Here is a 23,445-nt window from a genome sequence, read left to right as displayed (position 1 = left end):
GCGCCCGAGCGTAACGGCCGGGTCCGACAACCCGGCCCGGCCGTGACACCGAGGCACCACCGAGCCGCCCCCGCCCCGGCCCCCCCCGCCCCGGCCCCCCGCCTCAGCCCCGCCCCGGCCCCCCGTCCGTACCGTTCCCCGCGGCCCGCCGCCCCCGTGCCTGCGCGGCCAGCACCGCCAATCCCACCGCCAGCCAGATCGCCCCGACCACCTGCGCCGTCCGCGACGCCTCCACGATCACCGCGACCGTGATCGCCGCGCCGAGCACCGGCACCACCAGGTGCCGCCACCAGCGGACCGGCGCACCCCCGCCGCGCCGGATCACGAACCAGCCCACCACGCTCGCGTGGAGCAGGGTGAACGCGGTCAGCGCGCCGACGTCGACGACCGAGACCAGGTGGTCGAGACCGTCGTCGCGCCGGGCCGCCCACACCGCCGCCGCCATCGTGATCACGGCGGAGACCAGCAGCGCGACGCGCGGCACCCCGGAGTCGGTCCGCGCCAGCGCCTTCGGCAGCCGCCGGTCGCGCCCCATCGCGAACAGCAGCCGCCCGGCCGCCGCCTGCCCCGCCAGCGCCGCGAACGCCGCGCCGATCGCCTTGCTCACCGCCACCAGGTCGTGCAGCCACGTCCCGACCGACGCGTCCACGGCGTCGTAGAACGCCGCCCCCTGCCGCTCCGGCTCCGCCGCCAGCTCGGCGGACGTCACCGGCTCCAGCAGCGCCACCAGATACGTCTGCGCCACGAACAGCACGCCCGCCAGCGCCAGGCAGAACAGCAGCGCCCGCGCCACCTTCGCCGACCCGCCGGTGACCTCCTCCGCGAAGGTGGCGATCGCGTCGAAGCCCAGGTACGACAGCACCGCCACCGACACCGCGCCCAACACCGCCGACAGCGCGAACGCCCCCTGCGTCCCGTCCCCGGACAGCGGCGACAGCCAGCCGCGCTCGGCTCCGTCGCGCGCGAGGACCACGACCGCCGCCACCACGAACACCAGCAGGACCACGATCTCCATCGCGAGCACCAGGAAGCCCACCCGGGCCGCCGCGCGCACCCCCCACAGGTTCAGCAGCGTCGTGACGACCACCGCGATCGCCGTCCACACCCACCGCGACACCTCCGGGACCAGCGCCTCCATCGCGATGCCGGAGAAGAGGTACGCCACCGCCGGGATGAGGACGTAGTCCAGCATCGCCATCCAGCCGGCGACGAACCCGGCCCCGTTGCCGAGCCCCACACGCGCGTACGCGAACACCGACCCCGCCTGCGGGACCACCCGCACCATCTGGGCGTAGCTGAACGCGGTGAACGCCATCGCGATCGTCGCCACGACGTACACCAGTGCCACCGCGCCGTGCGACTTGGCGTCCAGCGTGCCGAACACGCCGACCGGCGCCATGGGCGCGATGAACAGCAGCCCGTAGACGACCAGGTCTCTGAAGCCCAGGCTCCGCTTCAGCCGCTGCTCTCCACCGGCCCCCTGGGCCGCCGTACCGGTCTCGGACATCGTGCCTCCGCCAGCGCATCGGACCGTGCCTCGGAACGTCTCCGTCCGCGTCCACGTCAACGTCCCCGTCAGTCTCCACGGCGACCCGGCACCCACGCGATCTCTGACCCGCCGAACGCGGCCTTACGATGGGTGCCATGACTGCTTCGCCCGGCCGCCGTGTCCTGCTCGCCGCCCCCCGTGGCTACTGCGCGGGTGTGGACCGCGCCGTGATCGCCGTCGAGAAAGCCCTGGAGCAGTACGGGGCTCCCGTCTACGTCCGGCACGAGATCGTCCACAACAAGTACGTCGTCCAGACCCTGGAGAAGAAGGGCGCCATCTTCGTCGAGCAGACGGAGGAGGTCCCCCCGGGGAACATCGTGATGTTCTCCGCGCACGGCGTGGCCCCCGTCGTCCACGAGGAGGCCGAGCGCGGCAGGCTCGCCACCATCGACGCCACCTGCCCGCTCGTCACCAAGGTCCACAAGGAAGCCGTCCGCTTCGCCAACGACGACTACGACATCCTGCTGATCGGCCACGAGGGCCACGAGGAGGTCATCGGCACCTCCGGTGAGGCCCCCGACCACATCCAGCTCGTCGACGGCCCCGAGGACGTCGCGAAGGTCGAGGTCCGCGACCCGTCCAAGGTCGTCTGGCTCTCCCAGACCACACTGTCCGTCGACGAGACCATGGAGACCGTCGACGCGCTGAAGAACAAGTTCCCGCAGCTGATCTCCCCGCCGAGCGACGACATCTGCTACGCCACGCAGAACCGTCAGCTCGCGGTCAAGCAGATGGGCGCCGAGGCCGAGCTGGTGATCGTCGTCGGCTCCCGCAACTCCTCCAACTCCAAGCGCCTCGTCGAGGTCGCCAAGCAGGCGGGCTCCCGCGAGGCGTACCTGGTGGACTTCGCCGACGAGATCGACGAGTCCTGGCTGGAGGGCGTCACCACGGTCGGCGTCACCTCCGGCGCCTCGGTCCCGGACGTCCTGGTCGAGCAGGTCCTGGAGTGGCTCGCGCGACGCGGCTTCGAGGACGTGGAGATCGTCAAGGCCGCCGAGGAGTCGATCATCTTCTCGCTGCCGAAGGAGCTGCGCCGGGACCTGCGCGAGGAGGCGGCGTCCCTGGTCGCGGAGCGCGGCGGCTCCGGTACGGCCGCTTCCGGTACGGCCGGGGCGTGACCGTCGGTCCTCCGTCGTAACGTGGTGCCATGCAGATCTTCGGCGTGGACATCGGCGGATCCGGAATCAAGGGCGCCCCTGTGGACCTCGACAGGGGCGACCTGGCCCAGGAGCGCTGCAAGGTACTGACCCCGCACCCGGCCACCCCCGACGGCGTCGCCGACGGGGTGAAGCAGGTCGTCGAGCACTTCGGCTGGACCGGCCCGGTCGGGCTCACCTTCCCGGGTGTGGTGACGGGCGGCGCCACGGTCCGCACCGCGGCCAACGTCGACAAGAGCTGGGTGGACACGGACGCGCGGGCCCTGTTCGGTGAGCGGCTCGGCGGGCTCGACGTGACGGTCGTCAACGACGCGGACGCGGCGGGCGTCGCCGAGATGCACTTCGGCGCCGGCCGTGACCGGGAGGGCACGGTCATCCTGCTCACCTTCGGCACCGGCATCGGCAGCGCCCTCTTCACCGACGGCGTCCTCGTCCCCAACAGCGAGCTGGGCCACCTGGAGCTGGACGGCCACGACGCGGAGAAGCGCGCCTCCAGCAAGGTCAAGGAGGACCACGACCTGTCCTGGGAGCACTGGGCCCACCGCGTGCAGCGCTATCTCGCGCACGTCGAGATGCTCTTCTCGCCGGAGCTGTTCATCATCGGCGGCGGGGTCAGCCGCAAGGCCGGCAAGTTCCTGCACCACATCGAGGGCATCAAGGCCGAGATCGTCCCCGCGCAGCTCCAGAACAACGCGGGGATCGTGGGCGCGGCGATGCGCGCGGCGGAACGGACCGGCGGCACCGCGCGGGACTGACCGTCACACGGACCGGCGGCCCCTCGCCCTCGCTCACCCCACCGTACGGCCGCGCGCCGCGGCCCTCCGCCGCAGCAGCCGTACCCGGCGGACGATCACGGTCGACCCGGCGATCAGGGTCCCGCCGTACAGCCAGCCCGCCTCGGTGGCCAGGGCGGTCACCAGCCCCATCAGCCGCCCTCCCACCCCCTTGCCGCTCTCGGCGAGGGCCAGCAGCCCCACGGCGAAGGCGATCGGCACGACGACCGGCGCGGTCAGCAGGTCGCCCTTGCGCACCCAGAGCGCGGTGAGCAGGCACACCGGCAGGAACAGCACGCCGTACACCGTCGGGGACGCGCCGAACAGCACCTGGTCGAGGAAGCCGAGCACCAGCATCACCGCCGCGCAGAACAGGCCGCTGCCCAGCCCCGTCAGCCGCGGGTTGGGCAGCGCCCGCAGCCTCCGCAGGCCGCGCGGGGCACCCGGCGTCCGCGCCGCCGCCGTCCCGGACCGCGCGGGCGGCCGCGCCGCCGGAGGGCGTGCCGTCGAGGGCCGCGCCGCGGCCGGCCTGCGCGGACCACCGCCCGCCCCCCGTCCCTGCGGGGGCAGCGGCGCCCGGCCCCGTCGCGGTCCGTACTGCGCAGGTCGCGTCCTGTGTTGCTCCACTGGACCAACTTAGGTCTGTTTATGTGCCGAATAGCCCGACAGACACGCCGTCGGGCCGACCTTGGCCAAGCGTTCGACACGGCGCGGGGCCGGTGCCGGCCACCCCGTAGACTGGTGGATCGGCCCTCGCCTGGCCCGCCCCACCCCTTCCAGCCCTCCGCATCCTCACGTACGGGAAGTCGCAACGTGTCGCTCACGATCGGAATCGTCGGTCTGCCGAATGTCGGCAAGTCGACCCTGTTCAACGCCCTGACCAAGAACGACGTGCTCGCGGCCAACTACCCGTTCGCCACGATCGAGCCCAACGTCGGTGTCGTCGGCGTCCCCGACCCCCGCCTGGCGAAGCTGGCCGAGATCTTCTCCTCCGAGAAGGTGCTACCCGCCACCGTCGACTTCGTCGACATCGCCGGCATCGTGCGCGGCGCGAGCGAGGGCGAGGGCCTGGGCAACAAGTTCCTGGCGAACATCCGTGAGTCCGACGCGATCTGCCAGGTCATCCGCGCCTTCAAGGACGAGAACGTCGTCCACGTCGACGGCAAGGTCTCGCCCAAGGACGACATCGAGACGATCAACACCGAGCTGATCCTCGCCGACCTCCAGACCATCGAGAAGGTCCTCCCGCGCCTCCAGAAGGAGTCCCGGATCAAGAAGGACGTGGCGCCGAAGGTCAAGGCCGTCGAGGAGGCCAAGGAGATCCTGGAGAAGGGCGACACCCTCTTCTCCCAGGGCATCGTCCAGGGCACCGAGCGCGCGGAGCTCCTCCACGACCTCCACCTCCTCACCACCAAGCCCTTCCTCTACGTCTTCAACGTCGACGAGGACGAGCTGACCGATGACGACTTCAAGAACGAGCAGCGCGCCCTGGTCGCCCCCGCCGAGGCGATCTTCCTCAACGCCAAGCTGGAGGCGGACCTCGCCGAGCTGGACGAGGACGAGGCCCTGGAGCTGCTCCAGTCCGTCGGCCAGGAGGAGCCCGGCCTCGCCACCCTCGCTCACGTCGGCTTCCGCACCCTCGGCCTGCAGACCTACCTGACCGCCGGCCCCAAGGAATCCCGCGCCTGGACCATCAAGAAGGGCGCCACCGCCCCCGAGGCCGCCGGAGTCATCCACACCGACTTCCAGAAGGGCTTCATCAAGGCCGAGGTCATCTCCTTCGACGACCTGGTCGAGACGGGCTCGGTCGCCGAGGCCCGCGCCAAGGGCAAGGCCCGCATGGAGGGCAAGGACTACGTGATGCAGGACGGGGACGTGGTGGAGTTCCGGTTCAACGTGTAGCGGGCGATATGCCACCACGTCGCTGACCTGGCAAACGTGCAGGTCAGAGGGGGTCCGACTCTCCGGGGTCGGGCCCCTGGTTCCTTCCCGTGCTGGGATCGTGCCGGGATGCGGCCGGCTCCCCCGTCGTGTCGCAGGCGCGGGCGACCGTAGCAGTTTTCCTACTTGTTTGACACACTCGAGTTGTGGCTGAGACGACGTACAGCATCGGGGAAGGGCCGGCGACGCGGGTGAGCCTGTCGCTGCCGGAGGGGACCGCGGAGGCGATCCGGGCGCGGGTGGGCAAGCGGGAGTTCTCCGCGTTCATCGCCGCGGCAGTGGAGCGTGAGCTGCGCGGTCAGGTCCTTGACGAGTACCTGGCGGACTACGAGCATCGCAAGGGACCGGTCTCCGAGCAGGCTCGGCAGCGGGCGCGGCAGGTCTTCGACGAGGTGTTCGCCGAGGAGGCCGAGTGGCCCGCCGCAAGCTGAGTCACGAGGGGACGCTGGTCCTCGACAGCGAGGGGTTGTCGAAGCTGCTCGCCGACGACGAGCAGGTGGTGGCCCTGGTTGCCGAGGCTCGCTCACGCGGCATGGAGGTCGTGATCAGCGCGCTCACCATCATCGAGGCCGTCCACGCCCGTACGGACAAATCCCGCCTGAACTGGGTGCTCTCCGGACTGCGCGTGGCCCCGGTGGGCGACGAGGAGGCCAAGGCGGCCTCGAAGCTGCTGATGGATGCCGGCTTGCACGGGCACAAGTACGCGATCGATGCCGCGGTCGCCGAAGCCGCGCTGCGGCAGCACCGCCCTGTGGTCATGTTGACCTCCGACATCGACGACATGACCAAACTCTGCGGTGATCGCGTCCGGCTCGTGGCGGTGTGATCTCCCTTTGTCCACGGCATGCGGTGCCCCGTAGCGCCAGATCAGGGCTTGGGGGAGGGGGGAGCCGACGACTCTCTACCTTCATCCGATCCCCGGGTGAAGCCGGAGGCATCGGACGCCTCGCCCTTGATTGTGCGGAGGTTCTGGGACCGCTGTAGCACCAGCTTTCCGGGCGATTGGCGGCAAGGGCGACCGCATGCGCAAGCCTGGGGCCTAAGGCGCGCGAAGAGCCGGGACACGGCTGCGGCATTGCAGGCGCGCACGAGAGTTGGTGAGCGCCGCGATCAGGTTGCAGACGTTGGGAGAAGTCCCGCAGACCTCGGCTCCCTGCCGTCACAGGTCAGGTTTGTTGTGGTGGAGTTCCGGTTCAACGTGTAGCGGGCGTAGTGCCAGCACATCGCTGATCCGGCGAGCATGCGGTGCGGAAGGGGTTCGACTCTGTGGAGTCGGACCCCTTGGTGTTTTCCGTGTGGTTTCCTCACGCGAGTTCGGGCTGCGGTTCCCCGGCCGGGCTCGATGTCGGTCGCCGTTGCCTCGGGAGCTTCGGGGTGGTTCCTCGTCCGGCGGCGCGTGCGTAGCCGTAGATCACCGATGCCGTCGCCAGGGTGAGGGCGGGGCCGTAGATCCATGGGTGTGCGGCCAACTGGGCCGGCAGAAAGCGGTACGACGCGAGGAGCGCGGCGAAGACGGCCGTGCCGTGGGCCACCAGCAGGACGGCCGGCCGGTGCCAGCCGTGGGCGAGGGAGCGCATCGCCGTCTCGACGGTGAGGGCGAAGACGACGCCGGCGATGACGTCCGCGCCGTAGTGGTAGCCGAAGCCGAGCGTCGCGGTGAGGGTGCCGGCCAGCCAGAAGGTGCCCGCGAACCGCATGGGGCGGGAGCCCTCGCGGGAGTGGACGAAGAGGGTGACGGCCCACGCCGTGTGCAGGCTGGGCATGCAGTTGCGCGGGGTGATCTCGTCGAACGGGATCGGCTGCGGGGTGCCGATCGACGGGAGGGTGTCCGGCCACAGGTGGGACACGGCCCACGCTCCGCCGTCCGCGCCGTAGGCGTAGACCGGCCCGACGACCGGGAAGACCATGTAGACGGCCGGTCCCAGCAGGCCGATGACCAGGAACGTGCGGACGAGGTGGTGGCGGGGGAAGCGGCGCTCGACGCCCACGTGGCGCAACTGGTACAGCCCGACCAGGGCCGCCGCCAGCGGGAGCTGGCCGTAGACGACGTGGAGGACGCCGGTGCTGACCGGGGCCGTGGCCTCGACGAGCCGGCCCACCAGCCATGACGGGTCGCCCAGGGCGTGGTCGGCGGTCGCGACGTACGCGTCGAGCACGGTCGTGCGGGTCTGTGACGTGATGAGCAGCCAGGTGTCGCCCGTCTTGTGGCCGGCCACCAGCAGCAGACCCAGCCCGGCGCCCTTCAGCAGCAGGGCGCGTTCCGCGCCGGTGCGGCGGGTGAGGGCGACGGCCGCGCAGCCGAGGACCACCCAGAGGGCGCCGTTGCCGAAGTTCATGTCGGCGCCGGCCGCCCAGCGCACCAGGAAGAAGACGACGTCGACGCCGATCGCGGCGGCGAGGGCGACGAGCCGTTGCCGCCAGGTGAGCACCACCAGCGTCAGGGCCAGACCGGCGTACAGCAGCGGCCCCGACTCGGGGGCGAGGACCACCTCGCGCACCTGGTGCGTGAGTGGTCCCGCCACGCCGTAGCCGCGGGCGGTGAACTCCAGCGCGACGAGGAAACCGAGGGCCGTCACGCCCGCCGTGACCCACAGCGCCGCCGCCGCTCGACGCGGGGCGGGGGGCAGGGGGCCGCCGTCGGGGCGCGTGCGCGTGGGTATGTGGGTGGGGCTGGTCTTCACTTGTGTGTTCCATGCGCTCGAGTCCGACGGTCGTCAGTTCGCATATGTTAGCTGTGCGCAGAGGGTGGGTTTTCGCTGCTCATGGGGGATATCGTCCGGCGGCGTGCGGGCCGGGGAGGGGGAGGGGCACGCGCATCCGTGCAGGGCCCTTGTGCAATTCCTCTGGAAGCCCCAATCTTTCGGCTGACGCGCAATGACGTCGTCCGTGTTGACATGGGCATGACCTGGCCCGGTCCTCGCGGACGGCCTGCTCGGCGTGCACGAACCCCACCACGCACCACCGACTGAGGAGGACCCCTCACATGGCAGTGCTGCGTCACCACCCCCACCGCACCACCCGGCGAAGACTGGCCCTCGTCGGCGCCGCGGCCACCGCGGCCCTCACCGCGAGCCTCGTCTCCGCGCTCCCCGCAGGCGCCGCCCCGGCCGCCGCGGAGGGCGTCGTCCAGTACGAGGACGCGGTGAACGCCGTCGCCGGCAGCTACATCGTGACCCTGAAGGCGGACGAGGCGAAGTCCGGCTCCGCCGAGGGCCGCGCCCTGGCGAAGAAGTACGGCGCCGACATCGAGCGCACCTACACCAAGGCCCTCAACGGGTACGCGATCGAGGCCTCCGAGACCGAGGCGAAACGTCTCGCCGCCGACCCGGCCGTCGCCTCCGTCGTCCAGAACCGCACCTTCCACGCCACCGGCACCCAGCCCAACCCGCCGTCCTGGGGCCTGGACCGCATCGACCAGCAGAACCGCCCGCTGGACAGCTCGTACACCTACCCGGACAGCGCCGGGCGGGGGGTGACGGCGTACGTCATCGACACCGGCGTCCGCATCACCCACAGCGACTTCGGCGGCCGCGCCTCCTACGGCTACGACGCCATCGACAACGACAACACCGCCCAGGACGGCCACGGCCACGGCACCCACGTCGCGGGCACCGTCGCGGGCACCTCCTACGGCGTCGCCAAGCAGGCGAAGGTCGTCGGCGTCCGGGTGCTCGACAACTCCGGCTCCGGCACCACCGCGCAGGTCGTCGCCGGCATCGACTGGGTCGCCCGCAACGCCGTCAAGCCGGCCGTCGCCAACATGTCGCTGGGCGGCGGCGCCGACAGCGCCCTCGACACCGCCGTGCGCAACGCCATCGCCTCCGGCATCACCTTCGCCGTCGCGGCCGGCAACGAGTCCACCAACGCCTCCACCAAGTCCCCGGCCCGGGTGACGGAGGCGATCACGGTCGGCGCCACCACGTCGAGCGACGCCCGCGCCAGCTACTCCAACTACGGCTCGGTCCTGGACCTGTTCGCACCCGGCTCCTCCATCACCTCCGCCTGGAGCACCGGCGACTCGGCCACCAACACCATCTCCGGTACGTCCATGGCGAGCCCGCACGTCGCCGGCGCCGCCGCGCTGCACCTGGCCGACAACCCCTCGGCCACCCCCGCGCAGGTCGCGACCGCGCTGACCTCCGCCGCCACCAGCGGCGTCGTCACCAGCCCCGGCACCGGCTCGCCCAACCGGCTGCTGCGCGTCGGCGGCGGCACCACGCCCCCGCCGACCGGCGACCGCTTCGAGAACACCGCCGACCACACCATCCGGGACAACGCCACCGTCGAGTCCCCGGTGACCGTCTCCGGCGTCTCCGGCAACGCGCCCTCGGCGCTCTCCGTCGAGGTGAAGATCGTCCACAGCTACGTCGGCGACCTCCAGGTCCAGCTGGTCGCCCCGGACGGCACGGCGTACACGCTGAAGTCGTACGGCACCGGCGGCAGCGCGGACGACATCAACGCCACGTACACCGTGAACGCCTCCTCGGAGACCGCGAACGGCACGTGGAAGCTGCGGGTCAGTGACAACGCGACCTTCGACACCGGGCGGATCGACGCCTGGGCCCTGCAGTTCTGACGACCGGCCACCCCGGCCGGTACTCCGGCCAGTCCTCCGGCCAGTCCTCCGGCCAGCTCTCCGGCCAGTTCTCCGGTCAGTACTGATCCTCGTCCTCGCGGTACGGCTCCGGGTCGGTGACCCAGCCCGCCGCGAGGACGAGGCGCGTGTGCCGGTGGACGGCGAGGAAGCCGAAGGGGCGGTCGAAGACGGCCCGGACGGTGGTGCGCAGCCAGCGCAGCCGGGGCAACCCGCCGCCCCGCATGCCGATCGCCGTCACCGTGGCGGCCTCGAAGCCCCGGGCTCCGAACCGGGCCAGCGCCGACTGCCGGGCCGCCTCGACGCACAGCGGGTACGCGCTGACGCCCGGGAAGTGGCCCGGCACCCGCCGCACGGCCGTCGTCAGCCCGAACAGCTCCGGGCGTTCCAGCAGGTCGTGCTCGGACGTGACCGAGTACGGCGGCAACGTCACGTCCAGCGTCGGCGGCCCGGGCCGCGTCGTGCCCTCCCGTACGACGTCGAGTCCCGGACCCGGCTCCCCGTACGGCAGATGGGTGCCCGGCGTCACCGGGTGCTCGCGCGCGAGGATCCCGACTCCCGCGCCCAGCACCCGCCCGGGCGCCGTCCCCTCCTCGCCCAGCAGCAGGTGGACGTCCACGGCGGTGTCGCCCAGCACCTTCAGCTCGGTGACGTGCCCGTGGGGCGTGTCCGCCACGCCGACCCGGTCCAGCAGGGCGCTGCGGCGCCACAGGCTCCCCAGCTCGCGGCCCGTCCAGGGACCGGTCTCCGGGATGAGCCACCCCTCCTCGAACGGTTTCAGCCATCGGGTGCGCAGCGCCAGCGCGCTCGCCAGGACCATCTCGGTGTCCGGCGTCACCGCCACCGGCATCCGCTCGATCAGCCCGCCCGTGCGTTTCGCCGCCCAGGCGTCCAGCGACGCCCCGTCGGCCTCCAGGTCGCCGGTGAGCACGCCGTGCGCGCCGACGGGCAGCCCCGCCTCCCACTCCTCGCGCAGTTCCAGCGTGCGCCTGGTCCACAGGCCGAGGGCGCTCTCCAGGCCGCGCACCGAGCCGAGCCCGGCGAGCAGGTCGCGGGCCGCGCCGGCCGCCCGGTCGGCGGGCAGGCCCACCGCCTCCTCCAGCTCGGCCCGGGCCCGGCCCGCCGCGCCGTCCGCGAGGAGGGCGAGCAGGGGCCACACGCCCACCGCCGAGAACACCGTGCCGCCCCTCGTGGTGGCCGCCCAGCGCGCGGTGAGGTCGTTCACCGCCCGGATCGTCGCGTTCGTGACCCGCATACCGCCCCCTCCGCGCCGCGCATACCGCCCCCTCCGTGCCGCGCTTACCATGCGCTCAGTGATCGGCCGTCCGTCCGTCGGGGCCGGCCGCCCCCGTCCCGCGGCGCCTTCGCGTCACCGCCCGAAACAGGAGCACGGTACACGTGTCCATACCGCCGCCGCCCGGCCCCCAAGGGCCCTACTCCTACGGGCAGTTCCCGCAGACCCCGGCCGCGCGGACCCCGCCCCCGCAGGGACAGTTCCCGCCGCGGGGGCCCTACCCGCCGCAGGGGCCGTATCCCCCGCCGCAGGGCCACCACCCGGGCGCCTGGGGCGGGCCGTACGCCGCCCCGCCCCGGCCGGCGCCCGTCAACGGTGTCGCCATCGCCGCGTTCGTGCTCGGCGTCCTCTGCTTCGTACCCGCGGCCGGTCTCGTGCTGGGCCTGATCGCGCTGGCCCGGATCCGGCGGCGGGGCGAGCGGGGCAAGGGGTTCGCCGTGGCCGGGTCGGTGCTGTCCTCGGTGGGACTGGCGCTGTGGGTCCTGTCGCTGTCCACGGGTGCCGCCGGTGACTTCTGGGACGGCTTCCGGGACGCCGCGCGGGGCGAGGGCACCGCCTACGCGCTCGCCGAGGGCCAGTGCTTCACCACCCCGAGCGGCTCCCTGCGCGGGGTGACGTACGACGTCGACGAGGTGCCGTGCGCCCAGGAGCACGACGGCGAGGTCTTCGCCGCCTTCGACCTGCCGGGCGGGGACTTCCCCGGCGACGGGGAGATCGGCCGGACCGCCGACGAACGCTGCTACGCCCTCCAGGACACCTACGCCATGGACCGCTGGGCCGTTCCGGACGACGTCGACGTGTACTACCTGACGCCGACCTCGCAGAGCTGGCGCACGGGCGACCGCGAGGTCACCTGCCTGTTCGGGAACACGGACGAGCGGGGCACCCTGACCGGCTCGCTGCGCAACGACGGCGCGCGGCTCGACCCGGACCAGCACACCTACCTGCTGGCGGAGGGCCACCTCAACCGGGCCATGGACGAGATCCCCGTGGCCGGGACCGTCGAGGAGGACCTGCCCGGATACCAGGTCTGGGCGGGCCAGGTGTCGGAGGCGCTCATCCGGGAGACCGGCCTGCTGCGCGGGCACGGCTGGCCCGGTGACGCCGAGCGGCCGGTCGCCGACCTGGTCGAGGACCTGGAGGCGGCCCAGAAGGAGTGGGGCCTGGCCGCGAAGGCCACCGACGCCGACACCTACTACGAACACCTCGACCAGGGGTACGCGCTCGTCGAGGCCGACTCCACGGTCACCGCCCGCAAGGCTCTGGGGCTGGACACGACGCCGCCGGTCCACGAGGGAGAGGGCGGCGGCGGGGGAGAGAGCCCCAGCATAGAGGTGTGAGGACGGCTATAGCGGGGAGAAAGTGCCTGCGTAAAGCCCTCCGGGGCCACAAGTCATCACATCGAGTGATTCTCTGGCCTTTGCTTGCCTGGCACAACCTACGGTTGCCACGCTGTTGCTGTCTGTACAACCCGATGGGAGCGGCCAGTGACATTCGGTGAGCAGCCGGCGTATCTGCGTGTCGCGGGTGATCTCCGCAAGAAGATCGCCGACGGCCTGCTGCCGCCCCACACCCGCCTCCCGTCCCAGGCGCGGATCCGCGAGGAGTACGGCGTCTCGGACACCGTCGCCCTGGAGGCGCGCAAGGTCCTGATGGCCGAAGGACTGGTCGAGGGGCGCTCCGGTTCCGGGACGTACGTGCGCGAGCGGCCCGTGCCCCGGCGCATCGCCCGTTCCGGGTTCCGGCCGGCCGGCGGTGCCACGCCCTTCCGGCAGGAGCAGGCCGACGGCGAGGCGCGCGGCACCTGGGAGTCGCGCAGCGAGCAGGCGGAGGCGAGCGGCGCCGTAGCCGAGCGGCTCGGGATCAAGCCCGGCGACCGTGTGATGTGCACGCGGTACGTCTTCCGGGAGGCCGGCGAGGCCATGATGCTCTCCACCTCCTGGGAGCCGCTGGACCTCACCGGCCGCACACCGGTGATGCTGCCCGAGGAGGGGCCGCTCGGCGGCATGGGCGTCGTCGAGCGGATGGCCGCCATCGACGTCATCGTGGACAACGTCACCGAGGAGGTCGGCGCCCGCCCCGGCCTCGCGGAGGAGCTGCTCGCGCTGGGCGGGGTCCCGGGGCACGTGGTCCTGGTCGTCCAGCGCACCTTCTACGCCTCGGGCCGGGCCGTCGAGACGGCCGACGTGGTCGTCCCGGCCGACCGCTACCGGGTGGCGTACCACCTGCCCGTCAAGTAGCGGCGCCGCCGGGGGAGTTCAGGCGCCCCCGGTGGTGTGAGATGGCGCACGCCTCCCGTGCGCCTCCCGCGCCCCTTTTCCGTCGTCCGACCGGCTTCCGCACTCCCCGCCGTGCTCCGTGCGGCGCCGCGATCCGGTCGTTCCCCCAGGTCGTCACCGTCGCCCCGGCATGCCCTCTGACCGGAAGCGCATGAGTGCGGGGACGGCGCATTCCGCATCGTGCGCCCCCGGCGTTCTGGCTGGTTGCGTACCTCTTTGTGTAAAGCCGTATTCGCTCCGTGAAGGTTAGGCGTAGGCTCGGGCATATGCGGAATGCGGTTTCCTTGACGGGCGGGGCGCGGCGCGTGCCGTGGACGGGATGGGGAGGGGCGCGATGAACGACAGCACGGTCACTCTGCCCTGGTTGGTCTTCCGGCAGGACGACAACGGCAACCGCTACCGCGTGGGCAGGTACGCGACCCGGGCCGAGGCCCAGCGGATCGCGGACACCCTCGACGGTCGCGGACACAAGCAGCTCTACTGGGTCGAGAAGCTCGGCGCGAACGGCACGGGCGCGTCGGACTGACCACGCCCCGGCCCGTAGGCTCCGTCGCATGACGGAACGGATCGTGGTGGGCGCCGCCCTGATCGACGGCGGACGCCTGCTCGCCGCGCGCCGCAGCGCCCCGGCCGAGCTGGCCGGACGGTGGGAGCTGCCCGGCGGCAAGGTGGAGGAGGGCGAGACGCCCGAGGCGGCCCTCGTGCGCGAACTGCGCGAGGAGCTGGGCGTGGCCGCCGAGCCCGGTACGCGGGTCCCCGGGCAGTGGCCCCTGCGGTCCCCCTTCGTCCTGCACGTGTGGACCGCGCGCCTGCTGCCCGGCTCGCCCGCCCCCGAGCCGCTGGAGGACCACGACGCCCTGCGCTGGCTCGCCCCGGCCGAAGTGTGGGACGTGCCCTGGCTCGACCAGGACGTGCCGGCCGTCGAGCAGGCGCTCGCGCACCTGGGGCCGGCGGCGAAGAACGCGCCGGGCGCCTGAACGGACCGGCGTGCGAGCCGCCCGCACCACCGGTGCCGCCGTGCGCCCTCCCGGGCGGTAACCGGACCCGAATATCGGGTATGTGCCCATTAACCCCATGAAACCGGGCATGGGTGCGGGTCACCGGCCGGGGAAGTGATCGGCGTGATCGACAGCGATGGCGGCTGTGCGGAGTGGGTCTTTCCCGCGGCGCCCGACGCCGTGCGCACCGCCCGCGCCCACGTCCGGCGCACCCTGCACGGATGGGACCTCGACAGCGTCGGCGACATCGCCGCCCTGCTGGTCAGCGAGCTGGTCACCAACGCCCTGCGGCACGCCACCGGCCCCATCGGCGTACGGCTGCTGCGACGCCCCGCCGGGCCGGTGGCCGTCCTGCTGGTGGAGGTCTCCGACCCGCTGCCCGACCCGCCCCGCGAGCGCGTCGCCCGGCCCGGGGACGAGGACGGGCGGGGCCTGCACCTGGTCGCGTCCTCCGCCCGCCGCTGGGGGACCCGGCCCGCCGACGTGGGCAAGACGGTGTGGTTCGAACTCGCGCTGCCGGAATGACCGCCGACGCGGGCCGCCTCCCGCCCCGGCCGTTCCCGCCAGGCCTCCGCGCCTCCGCGCCTTCGCGCCTCCACGCCTTCGCGCCTCCACGCCTTCGCGCCTCCATGCCCCGGTGCCTCCGCGCGGCCGGAACGTCCCGGTATCGGGCCCGGTCCCGCCCGCCGGCCGGTCCAGGCCAGTGGCAGTTGTGGACCCGCGTGATTCGATGCCGTGTCCGCTGGTTAGAAGACTGGAAGTGTTGTCACGGTCCGGACCGAAAACCATCGGGACCGTGCTGTGATCGTGAACACCGTGTCGTGCGGCGCCGTAGTGCTGGATACTGCGGGCAGCCGCCCCCGGTGACCGGTGCCGGACGCGGTGAGCTGGAGGGGACGGTTCGCGTGAGCGAGATACCAGCGAGGGCCACGGAGTCCGAGGGCCCGTCGGACGGCGTGCCGTTCGGTGACGCGGTGTGGCAGAGCAGCCCGCCCGGCTCCATCTACGACTACATCAAGGTCGCCTCCTTCTCCATCGGCCCCGACGGACTCGTCGACCAGTGGAGCCTGCGCGCGGAACAACTGCTCGGCATCCCGGCCCGGCACGCCGTGGGCACCGACCCCATCGAAGCCTTCATCGATCCCGACCTGCGGGCCCGCGGCCAGCGCAAGATGGCCGAGATCCTCGACGGGCGGGAGTGGACCGGCGTGGTCCCCTTCCGGGTGCCGGACGACGGCACCGACGGCGCGCAGCGCGGCGGCGGCCGGCGGGGGCTCGCCGAGGTGTACGTCATGCCGACGCGGACGGAGGACGGGGACAAGGCCGCCGTCTGCATCGTCGTGGACGTCCGCGTGCTGCGCAGCATCGAGACCGACCTCGCCGCCTCACAGGCCATATTCGGCCAGTCTCCCTTCGGCTTCCTGCTCATCGACCCCGACCTGAGGGTGCGCCGCGCCAACGAGCGGTTCGCCTCCGTCTTCGGCGGCACCCCCGACGACCACCGCGGCAAGGGCGTCCACGACTACCTGCCGCGGGCCGAGGCCGACCGGGTCTCCGCGACCCTGCGGCGGGTCCTGGAGACCGGCGACTCCATCACCGACATGCACGTCACCGGGTTCACGCCGGGCACCGAGGACCGCCGCCACTGGTCCGTCAACCTCTACCGCGTGCACAGCGGTTCGGGCCGGCCCATCGGCGTCGCCTGGCTGGGAACCGACATCACCGCCCGCCGCGAGGCCGCCCGCGAGGCCGCCAACGCCCGGCGCAACCTCGCCCTCCTCAACGAGGCAGGGGCCCGCATCGGCAACTCCCTCGACCTGGAGACCACCGCCCGCGAACTCCTCGACGTCGTCGTCCCCGGCTTCTGCGACCTGGCCACCGTCGACCTCTACCAGGGCCTGCTGGTGGGCGACGAGACCCCGCCCGGCCTCGCCGACGGCAGCGCGGAGCTGCGCCGGGTCGCGTTCTCCAGCGCCGTCTCCGACGCGCCGTTCCACGGCACCGGCGAGCGGGTCAAGCTCGGGGCCCTCCACCACTACCCGTTCAACTCGCCCTGCGCCGACGCCCTGCGCACCGCCCGGCCGCGCACCGTCCCCGCCGAGGAGGGCGGGCTCGTGCAGTCCACGCTCGCCGTGCCGATGGTCGCCCACGACACGGTCGTCGGACTGGCGCAGTTCGCCCGGACCAAGGGCAGCGAACCGTTCGGGGACCGCGACCGCGACCTCGCCGTGGAGCTGGCCGCGCGCGCCGCCGTCTGCATCGACAACGCCCGCCTCTACCGCCGCGAGCACGAGCGCGCGCTGATACTGCAGCGCTCCCTGCTCCCGCCCGGCGACCCCGAGGCGTCCGGCCTCGACATCGCCTGCCGCTACTTGCCCGGGAACGCGGCCACCGGACGGCCCAGCGAAGTCGGCGGCGACTGGTTCGACGTCATCGAACTCCCCGGCCACCGCACCGCGCTGGTCGTCGGCGACGTCATGGGCCGCGGGCTGCGCGCCGCCGTCGCGATGGGCGAACTGCGCACCGCCGTACGGACCCTGGCCCAGCTCGACATCGAACCGGCCGAAGTGCTCTCCCAGCTCGACGAGATCGCCCGCGGCCTCGGCGCCCCCGGCGGCGTCCAGCAGGCGACGCGCGCGGCCCGCCGCCCCCGCGAGAAGGACCTCTCCGAGGTGTACCTGGCGACCTGCGTGTACGCCGTCTACGACTCGGTGACCAGGCGCTGCACCTTCGCCAACGCGGGCCACCTGCCCCCCGTCCTGGTCGAGCCCGGCGAGTCCGCGCTGATGCTGGACGTGCCGCCGGGCCTGCCGCTCGGCGTCGGCGGGGAACCCTTCGAGGAGGTGGAGGTCGAACTGCCCGAGGGCTCGCTGCTCGCGCTCTACACGGACGGCCTGGTCGAGAGCCGCGACCACCCCCTCGACGAGGGACTCCAGGCCTTCGTGGGCGCCCTCACCGACCCCACGCGCCCCCTCGAGGACGTCTGCGACCAGGTCCTCAACACCCTCGACAGCCACCACGGCGAGGACGACATCGCCCTGCTGATGGCCCGCGTCCAGGGACTGCCCAGCGACTGTGTCGGCGACTGGACTCTGCCGCGCGAGCCGCGCAGCGTCGGCCGGGCCCGCGAGCTGGCCCGCGCCCAGCTGCTCGACTGGGACCTGGAACCGCTGGTCGACACGACGGAGCTGCTGGTCAGCGAACTGGTCACCAACGCCCTCCGCTACGGCGAGGGCGAGATCAGACTCCGCCTCCTGCTCGACCGCACCCTGGTCTGCGAGGTCTGGGACTCGGGCCTGGTGCAGCCCCGTCGGCGCCGCGCCCGCGACACCGACGAGGGCGGCCGCGGCCTGCAGCTGGTCGGCCTGCTCAGCGCGGCCTGGGGCTCACGCCGTACGCCACGCGGCAAGACGGTGTGGTTCGAGCTGCCCCTGCCGGGCGGCGACACCCCGCTGGCGGACCCGGCGGAGGCGTTGCTGAGCCTGTTCTGACCCGGCCCGGGGTCGTCCGGGTGCGGGCCCGCCGGACGCGGCGCGCGCGGGCGTACCCGGCCAGCAGGAGCGCCGCCCCGGCCGTGACCAGGGGCGGCACCAGGTCGGCGGAGATCACGACGCGGCACCCCTCGCCGCAACCGGAACACCGGTTCGAGTCGTCCACGCTGGCAACACGCTCGGAGCGTATGCGCGGCAACCGGCCACCGCGACCGGGCCCGGGCCAAAGGGAGGGGACCCCGTGGCGAACACGGAGCCGAGAGACACCGAACCGACACCCGAGCCCGAAGCCGAACCGACACCCGAGCCGAAAGCCGAACCGAAAGCCGCCGACGGCGATCAACCCCCACAGGGGCCACCCGCACCCGACCCCGAAAGCCGCACGGGTGGTGCGGGTGGGAACCAGAACGCCGAAGGCGAAGCCGAGGCCCCCGAACCCCCACGCACCGGCACCGGCCCCCGCACCCGCACCCGCATCCGCCGGACCGCCCTCGCCGTCCTCCTCGTCCTGCTCCTCCCCCTCCTCGCCGCCGAGACGGCCCTGCGCGTCACGTACATGGGCGACCCCGCCGACGGCACCCACACCAGGAACCGCGACGCGATGTGGCTCGGCCACGCCTGGGTCGACGGCCGCAAGACCGACGCCGACCTCGCCGCCTTCGCCCGTCGCGTCAAGACCACCGGCATCCGCGACCTCTACGTCCACACCGGGCCGATGGAGCACGACGGCACCCTGCCCGCCTCCCGGTACCCCAGGGCCCGTTGGCTGATCGACGCCGTGCACCGCGAGCTGCCCGGCGTCCGTGTGCAGGCCTTCCTCGGCGACGTCCTCGCCACCGAGGGCCCCGACGGCATGGTCCTGGAGCGGGCCGGCACCCGTGCCGCCGTCGTCCGCAGCGCCGCTCAGGTCCTGGACGCGGGCTACGACGGCGTCCACCTCGACCTGGAGCCCCTGCACTCCGGCGACCGGAACTACCTCGCCCTCCTCGACGATCTGCGCGAGACGACCCGCGCCCGGGACGCCCGGCTGTCCGTGGCCGCCCACCAGATCGACCCGCTCCCGGCCCTGCACACCGTCTTCGGCGTCTTCACCGAGCACCCCAAGTGGTGGTCGCAGGAGTTCTTCGGCCAGGTCGCCCGCCGCGTCGACCAGATCGCCGTGATGACGTACGACACCGCGCAGCCACTGGAGAGCACCTACGGGGGTTACGTCGCCCAGCAGACCTCCCTCGCCCTGGAGGTCACCCCGCCCACCACCCACCTGCTGATCGGCCTGCCCTTCTACCACGAGAGCAACTTCGACCACTGGGGTCATGCCGAGACGGTCGCCGCCGCCGTCCGCGGCGCCCGCCTCGGCCTGTCCCGGACCGACGCCGACCGGGAACTGTTCGGTCTCGCCCCCTACATCGACTTCGCGGCGACGGAGACGAACTGGAAGGAGTACCGGGAGGGCTGGGTCCGCTGAGCGCGGCCGTGCGCCGTCAGGACCGGCGCCTGATCTTCGAACCCAGCCACACCAGCGGGTCGTACTTGCGGTCCACGGCCCGCTCCTTCAGGGGGATCAGCGCGTTGTCCGTGATCTTGATGCCCTCGGGGCAGACCTCCGTGCAGCACTTGGTGATGTTGCAGTAGCCGAGGCCGTGCTCGTCCTGGGCCGCGCGGCTGCGGTCCAGGCCGGTGTCCCCGGCCGCGTCCAGCGGGTGCATGTCCAGTTCGGCCACGCGCATGAGGAAGCGCGGGCCCGCGAAGGCCGGCTTGTTCTCCTCGTGGTCGCGCACCACATGGCAGGTGTCCTGGCACAGGAAGCACTCGATGCACTTGCGGAACTCCTGCGAGCGGTCCACGTCCTCCTGCGTCATCCGGTACTCGCCCGGTCCGAGGTCGGCGGGCGGCACGAACGCCGGGATCTCACGGGCCTTGGTGTAGTTGAAGCCGACGTCCGTCACCAGGTCGCGGACGACCGGGAAGGCGCGCAGGGGCGTGACGGTGATCGTCTCCTCGCGGCTGAAGACGGACATGCGGGTCATGCACAGCAGCCGCGGCCGCCCGTTGATCTCCGCCGAGCACGAACCGCACTTGCCCGCCTTGCAGTTCCAGCGCACGGCGAGGTCGGGGGCCTGGGTGGCCTGGAGGCGGTGGACGATGTCGAGGACCACCTCGCCCTCGTTCACCTCGACCCGGAAGTCCTCCAGGCCGCCGCCGTCCGCGTCGCCCCGCCACACCCGGAAGCGGGCCTCGTAGCCGCTCATTCGGACAGCTCCTCCTCGGCGAGGTACTTGACCAGCTCCTCCTTCTCGAAGAGGGCCAGCAGGTCGGGCCGGACGGGCTCGGTGGTCTCCCGCTCCAGTGTGATCTGGCCGCGCTCGGGGTCCGTCGCCGCCAGGCCGCCCGTCGGGTCGGCCAGCGAGCAGAGCAGGTTGACCGGGCGCCATCTGCGGTCCATCGACGGATGGTCCTCGCGGGTGTGCCCGCCGCGCGACTCGGTGCGTTCCAGCGCGGCCCGTGCCACGCACTCGCTGACCAGCAGCATGTTGCGCAGGTCCAGGGCGAGGTGCCAGCCCGGGTTGAACTGCCGGTGCCCCTCGACGCCGGCCCGGCGGGCCCGCAGCCGCAGCTCCGCGAGCCGCTCCAGGGCCTGCTTCATCTCGGCCTCGCGGCGGATGATGCCGACCAGGTCGTTCATCGTCTGCTGCAGTTCCTGGTGGAGGGTGTAGGGGTTCTCCGGCGGGCCCGCGCCGGGGTCCTCCGCCTCCGCGGAGAAGGGCCGCAGGGCCTCCGCCGCGGCCGCGTCGATCTGTACGTCGTCCACCCGGGGCCGCGCCCCGGGCGCCCGCTGTGCCGCGTGCCCGGCCGCGTGCCGGCCCGCCCGGCGCCCGAACACCAGCAGGTCGGAGAGCGAGTTCCCGCCGAGCCGGTTGGAGCCGTGCATGCCGCCGGCCACCTCACCGGCCGCGTACAGCCCCGGCACCCCGCGCGCGGCGGCCGTGTCGGAGTCGACGGCGATGCCGCCCATCACGTAGTGGCAGGTGGGCCCGACCTCCATCGGCTCGGCCGTGATGTCGACGTCGGCCAGCTCCTTGAACTGGTGGTACATGGAGGGCAGCCGGCGCCGGATCACGTCGGCGGGCATCCGGGTCGAGACGTCGAGGAAGACCCCGCCGTGCGGGGAGCCCCGGCCCTCCTTGACCTCGGCGTTGATGGCCCGGGCCACCTCGTCCCGGGGGAGCAGCTCGGGAGGCCGCCGGTTGTGGTCCGGGTCGTCGTACCAGCGGTCGGCCTCCTCCTCCGTCACCGCGTACTTGTCCTTGAAGACGTCGGGCACGTAGTCGAACATGAACCGCCTGCCGTCGGAGTTCCTGAGCACCCCGCCGTCGCCGCGCACCGACTCCGTGACGAGGATGCCCTTGACCGACGGCGGCCAGACCATGCCCGTCGGGTGGAACTGCACGAACTCCATGTTGAGCAGCGGCGCCCCGGCCAGCAGCGCCAGGGCGTGGCCGTCCCCGGTGTACTCCCACGAGTTCGACGTCACCTTGAAGGACTTGCCGATGCCGCCGGTGGCGATCACCACGGCGGGGGCCTCCAGCACGAAGAAGCGGCCGGTCTCGCGCTCGTAGCCGAAGACACCGCCGACCCGGCCGCCCTCCTTGAGGACGCGGGTGACCGTGCACTCCTGGAAGACCTTCAGCCGCGACTCGTGGTCGCCGGTCTCGCGGAAGTCCTCCTGCTGGAGCGAGACGATCTTCTGCTGGAGGGTGCGGATCAGCTCCAGGCCCGTGCGGTCGCCGACGTGGGCGAGGCGCGGGTACTCGTGGCCGCCGAAGTTGCGCTGCGAGATCCGGCCGTCCTTCGTCCGGTCGAACAGCGCGCCCCAGGTCTCCAGCTCCCACACCCGCTGCGGGGCCTCCTGGGCGTGCAGCTCGGCCATCCGCCACTGGTTGAGGAACTTGCCGCCGCGCATCGTGTCGCGGAAGTGGACCTTCCAGTCGTCGCCCGGGTTCGCGTTGCCCATGGCCGCCGCGATGCCGCCCTCGGCCATCACGGTGTGCGCCTTGCCGAACAGCGACTTGCAGACCACGGCCGTACGGGCGCCCCGTTCGCGGGCCTCGATGGCGGCGCGCAGGCCGGCGCCGCCCGCGCCCACCACGACGACGTCCCATTCCTGCCGGTCGACCACGGACATCACAAGGCCCCACTCATCAGAAGAAACGCGGATCGTCGAAGGCACCGGACGCGACGAGATAGACGTAGAAGTCGGCGAGCGCCACGCTCAGCAGCGACGCCCAGGCCAGCTGCATGTGGCGGGCGTTGAGCTTGCCGGCCCACTGCCACAGCCGGTAGCGCACGGGGTGCCGGGAGAAGTGCCTGAGCTTGCCGCCGACGATGTGCCGGCAGGAGTGGCAGGAGAGGGTGTACGCCCAGATCAGCACGATGTTGGCGAGGAACACCAGGGTTCCCAGGCCCATGTGGCCCCACGCGTAGTGCTCGTCGCGGAAGGCGAGCACCGTGTCGTAGGTGAGGATCAGCGCGACCAGGAGGGCGGCGTAGAAGAAGTACCGGTGGACGTTCTGCAGGACCAGCGGGAAGCGGGTCTCGCCGGTGTACTTCTTGTGCGGCTCGGCCACCGCGCAGGCCGGCGGGGACGCCCAGAAGCCCCGGTAGTAGGCCTTGCGGTAGTAGTAGCAGGTCAGGCGGAAGCCGAGCGGGAAGATCAGGATGATGATCGCGGGGGAGATCCCCCACCAGCTCCCGAACAGCTCCCAGTTGGGACCGCCGCGCATCGGCTCGCAGTTCTCGGCCAGGCAGGGGGAGTAGAAGGGCGAGACGTACGGGGCCGCGTAGTAGTCCGCGGCGGCGAAGGCCCGCCAGGTCGAGTAGACGACGAAGGCCAGCAGGCCGGCGGCGGTGGCGGCCGGCGCCAGCCACCAGCGGTCGGTGCGCAGGTGCGGGGCGCGGATGGCGGCGCGCGTCGGGGTGTGGACGCCACCACCCCCGGGGCGGGGGTCGGTGGCTGGGGGTTCCGTACCAGTGGCCACTGGGCGACTCCGGTGGGTCGGGTCGGGTTCAGGGAGCGCGGCGGTCGCGGGCTCCCAGGCCCTCGTCGTCCGAGTCCGTCCACAGTGAGCCGTCGTACGGCGTGTCGGGGATCGTGACGAGGTCCGGACGCCTGGGCGCGTCCGGTACGGCCGCCGCGCGCAGCAGCGCGACGCTCTCGCGCAGGTGGTCGGCGTCGGTGCGGACCCGGCGGACCTCCAGGCCGCCGTCGCCCAGCAGGCGCTCCAGCCGGGCCACCGACCGGGAGAGGTCGTCGAGACTGCGCTGGATCGATGACAGGTCGTCGTGCACGGACATGACGTGACCTCGCTTCC

General features: G+C 72.6%; 21 protein-coding genes. 13 read left to right on the top strand and 8 right to left on the bottom strand.

What is annotated here, in order from left to right:
* Positions 1-103 precede the first annotated feature (103 nt).
* A complete protein-coding gene (locus ACFIF2_RS19995) occupies positions 104-1,507 on the bottom strand; it encodes an APC family permease (RefSeq protein WP_395574474.1) in 1,404 nt (467 codons plus the stop codon).
* 128 nt (positions 1,508-1,635) lie between these two features.
* Here ACFIF2_RS19995 and ACFIF2_RS19990 point away from each other — a divergent pair, with 128 nt between their 5' ends.
* Both ACFIF2_RS19990 and ppgK read left to right on the top strand, forming a co-directional pair.
* Positions 1,636-2,667 carry a 4-hydroxy-3-methylbut-2-enyl diphosphate reductase gene (locus ACFIF2_RS19990; RefSeq protein WP_395574472.1) on the top strand — a complete coding sequence of 344 codons (1,032 nt, stop codon included), beginning with the start codon at positions 1,636-1,638 and terminating at the stop codon, positions 2,665-2,667.
* 29 nt (positions 2,668-2,696) lie between these two features.
* Entirely contained in the window at positions 2,697-3,461 is a 765-nt protein-coding gene (gene ppgK, locus ACFIF2_RS19985) for a polyphosphate--glucose phosphotransferase (RefSeq protein WP_395574470.1), read from the top strand.
* Between the two features lie 33 nt (positions 3,462-3,494).
* Here ppgK and ACFIF2_RS19980 read toward each other — a convergent pair whose 3' ends face one another.
* Complete coding sequence (locus ACFIF2_RS19980) at positions 3,495-4,106, bottom strand: DUF6542 domain-containing protein (protein ID WP_395574468.1); 612 nt, start codon at positions 4,104-4,106, stop codon at positions 3,495-3,497.
* 186 nt (positions 4,107-4,292) lie between these two features.
* On the opposite strand from ACFIF2_RS19980, the gene ychF reads away from it, so the two are divergent.
* The 3 genes from ychF to ACFIF2_RS19965 all read left to right on the top strand — a co-directional run bounded on the left by ychF (position 4,293) and on the right by ACFIF2_RS19965 (position 6,246).
* Positions 4,293-5,381, top strand: coding sequence for a redox-regulated ATPase YchF (gene ychF, locus ACFIF2_RS19975; protein ID WP_395574466.1), 1,089 nt, complete (start codon positions 4,293-4,295; stop codon positions 5,379-5,381).
* 185 nt (positions 5,382-5,566) lie between these two features.
* A complete protein-coding gene (locus tag ACFIF2_RS19970; RefSeq protein WP_395574464.1) occupies positions 5,567-5,851 on the top strand; it encodes a hypothetical protein in 285 nt (94 codons plus the stop codon).
* Complete coding sequence (locus ACFIF2_RS19965; protein WP_395574462.1) at positions 5,833-6,246, top strand: DNA-binding protein; 414 nt, start codon at positions 5,833-5,835, stop codon at positions 6,244-6,246. Before ACFIF2_RS19970 ends, ACFIF2_RS19965 begins: the two co-directional genes overlap by 19 nt.
* A gap of 478 nt (positions 6,247-6,724) precedes the next feature.
* Here ACFIF2_RS19965 and ACFIF2_RS19960 read toward each other — a convergent pair whose 3' ends face one another.
* Positions 6,725-8,101, bottom strand: coding sequence for a phosphatase PAP2 family protein (locus tag ACFIF2_RS19960; RefSeq protein ID WP_395574460.1), 1,377 nt, complete (start codon positions 8,099-8,101; stop codon positions 6,725-6,727).
* A gap of 302 nt (positions 8,102-8,403) precedes the next feature.
* Here ACFIF2_RS19960 and ACFIF2_RS19955 point away from each other — a divergent pair, with 302 nt between their 5' ends.
* Positions 8,404-9,996: a S8 family peptidase gene (locus ACFIF2_RS19955; protein ID WP_395574458.1), complete on the top strand. Its 1,593-nt coding sequence runs from the start codon at positions 8,404-8,406 to the stop codon at positions 9,994-9,996.
* 76 nt (positions 9,997-10,072) lie between these two features.
* Here ACFIF2_RS19955 and ACFIF2_RS19950 read toward each other — a convergent pair whose 3' ends face one another.
* Positions 10,073-11,269, bottom strand: a complete 1,197-nt coding sequence (locus tag ACFIF2_RS19950; RefSeq protein WP_395574456.1) for a serpin family protein — start codon at positions 11,267-11,269, stop codon at positions 10,073-10,075.
* 143 nt (positions 11,270-11,412) lie between these two features.
* On the opposite strand from ACFIF2_RS19950, the gene ACFIF2_RS19945 reads away from it, so the two are divergent.
* The 7 genes from ACFIF2_RS19945 (at position 11,413) to ACFIF2_RS19915 (ending at position 19,541) form a co-directional block, all read left to right on the top strand.
* Entirely contained in the window at positions 11,413-12,648 is a 1,236-nt protein-coding gene (locus ACFIF2_RS19945; RefSeq protein WP_395574454.1) for a DUF4190 domain-containing protein, read from the top strand.
* Positions 12,649-12,795: 147 nt separating this feature from the next.
* A complete protein-coding gene (locus ACFIF2_RS19940) occupies positions 12,796-13,548 on the top strand; it encodes a GntR family transcriptional regulator (protein WP_395574452.1) in 753 nt (250 codons plus the stop codon).
* Between the two features lie 373 nt (positions 13,549-13,921).
* Entirely contained in the window at positions 13,922-14,113 is a 192-nt protein-coding gene (locus ACFIF2_RS19935) for an SPOR domain-containing protein (protein ID WP_395574450.1), read from the top strand.
* A 28-nt stretch (positions 14,114-14,141) separates the two neighbouring features.
* Entirely contained in the window at positions 14,142-14,564 is a 423-nt protein-coding gene (locus ACFIF2_RS19930; RefSeq protein ID WP_395574448.1) for a (deoxy)nucleoside triphosphate pyrophosphohydrolase, read from the top strand.
* A 135-nt stretch (positions 14,565-14,699) separates the two neighbouring features.
* Positions 14,700-15,110 (top strand): ATP-binding protein, encoded by a 411-nt coding sequence (locus tag ACFIF2_RS19925; protein ID WP_395574446.1) that lies wholly within the window; start codon positions 14,700-14,702, stop codon positions 15,108-15,110.
* A gap of 380 nt (positions 15,111-15,490) precedes the next feature.
* On the top strand, positions 15,491-18,076 hold the full coding sequence (locus ACFIF2_RS19920) for a SpoIIE family protein phosphatase (RefSeq protein ID WP_395574444.1): 2,586 nt from the start codon (positions 15,491-15,493) through the stop codon (positions 18,074-18,076).
* Between the two features lie 241 nt (positions 18,077-18,317).
* On the top strand, positions 18,318-19,541 hold the full coding sequence (locus ACFIF2_RS19915) for a hypothetical protein (protein WP_395574442.1): 1,224 nt from the start codon (positions 18,318-18,320) through the stop codon (positions 19,539-19,541).
* 16 nt (positions 19,542-19,557) lie between these two features.
* On the opposite strand, the gene ACFIF2_RS19910 is transcribed toward ACFIF2_RS19915, so the two are convergent.
* The 4 genes from ACFIF2_RS19910 to ACFIF2_RS19895 are packed head-to-tail and all read right to left on the bottom strand — an operon-like array spanning position 19,558 to position 23,428.
* Positions 19,558-20,325: a succinate dehydrogenase/fumarate reductase iron-sulfur subunit gene (locus ACFIF2_RS19910; RefSeq protein WP_395574440.1), complete on the bottom strand. Its 768-nt coding sequence runs from the start codon at positions 20,323-20,325 to the stop codon at positions 19,558-19,560.
* Entirely contained in the window at positions 20,322-22,259 is a 1,938-nt protein-coding gene (locus tag ACFIF2_RS19905; RefSeq protein ID WP_395574438.1) for a fumarate reductase/succinate dehydrogenase flavoprotein subunit, read from the bottom strand. Before ACFIF2_RS19905 ends, ACFIF2_RS19910 begins: the two co-directional genes overlap by 4 nt.
* A 16-nt stretch (positions 22,260-22,275) precedes the next feature.
* Entirely contained in the window at positions 22,276-23,112 is an 837-nt protein-coding gene (locus ACFIF2_RS19900; protein WP_395574436.1) for a hypothetical protein, read from the bottom strand.
* A 28-nt stretch (positions 23,113-23,140) separates the two neighbouring features.
* Entirely contained in the window at positions 23,141-23,428 is a 288-nt protein-coding gene (locus ACFIF2_RS19895) for a hypothetical protein (protein ID WP_395574434.1), read from the bottom strand.
* Between the last annotated feature and the right edge of the window lie 17 nt (positions 23,429-23,445).

Source organism: Streptomyces sp. BK79 (assembly GCF_044142145.1).
Lineage (GTDB): Bacteria > Actinomycetota > Actinomycetes > Streptomycetales > Streptomycetaceae > Streptomyces.
The sequence above is the reverse complement of the archived record's forward strand: the minus strand, read 5'-3'. Positions and strand labels throughout refer to the sequence as shown.

Coding starts and splice junctions, on each gene's coding strand:
- ACFIF2_RS19910 (WP_395574440.1), bottom strand. CDS start 20,325: ATGAGCGGCTACGAGGCCCGCTTCCGGGTGTGGCGGGGCGACGCGGAC.
- ACFIF2_RS19905 (WP_395574438.1), bottom strand. CDS start 22,259: ATGTCCGTGGTCGACCGGCAGGAATGGGACGTCGTCGTGGTGGGCGCG.
- ACFIF2_RS19990 (WP_395574472.1), top strand. CDS start 1,636: ATGGGTGCCATGACTGCTTCGCCCGGCCGCCGTGTCCTGCTCGCCGCC.
- ACFIF2_RS19930 (WP_395574448.1), top strand. CDS start 14,142: ATGACGGAACGGATCGTGGTGGGCGCCGCCCTGATCGACGGCGGACGC.
- ACFIF2_RS19955 (WP_395574458.1), top strand. CDS start 8,404: ATGGCAGTGCTGCGTCACCACCCCCACCGCACCACCCGGCGAAGACTG.
- ACFIF2_RS19935 (WP_395574450.1), top strand. CDS start 13,922: ATGAACGACAGCACGGTCACTCTGCCCTGGTTGGTCTTCCGGCAGGAC.
- ACFIF2_RS19950 (WP_395574456.1), bottom strand. CDS start 11,269: ATGCGGGTCACGAACGCGACGATCCGGGCGGTGAACGACCTCACCGCG.
- ACFIF2_RS19995 (WP_395574474.1), bottom strand. CDS start 1,507: ATGTCCGAGACCGGTACGGCGGCCCAGGGGGCCGGTGGAGAGCAGCGG.
- ACFIF2_RS19895 (WP_395574434.1), bottom strand. CDS start 23,428: ATGTCCGTGCACGACGACCTGTCATCGATCCAGCGCAGTCTCGACGAC.
- ppgK (WP_395574470.1), top strand. CDS start 2,697: ATGCAGATCTTCGGCGTGGACATCGGCGGATCCGGAATCAAGGGCGCC.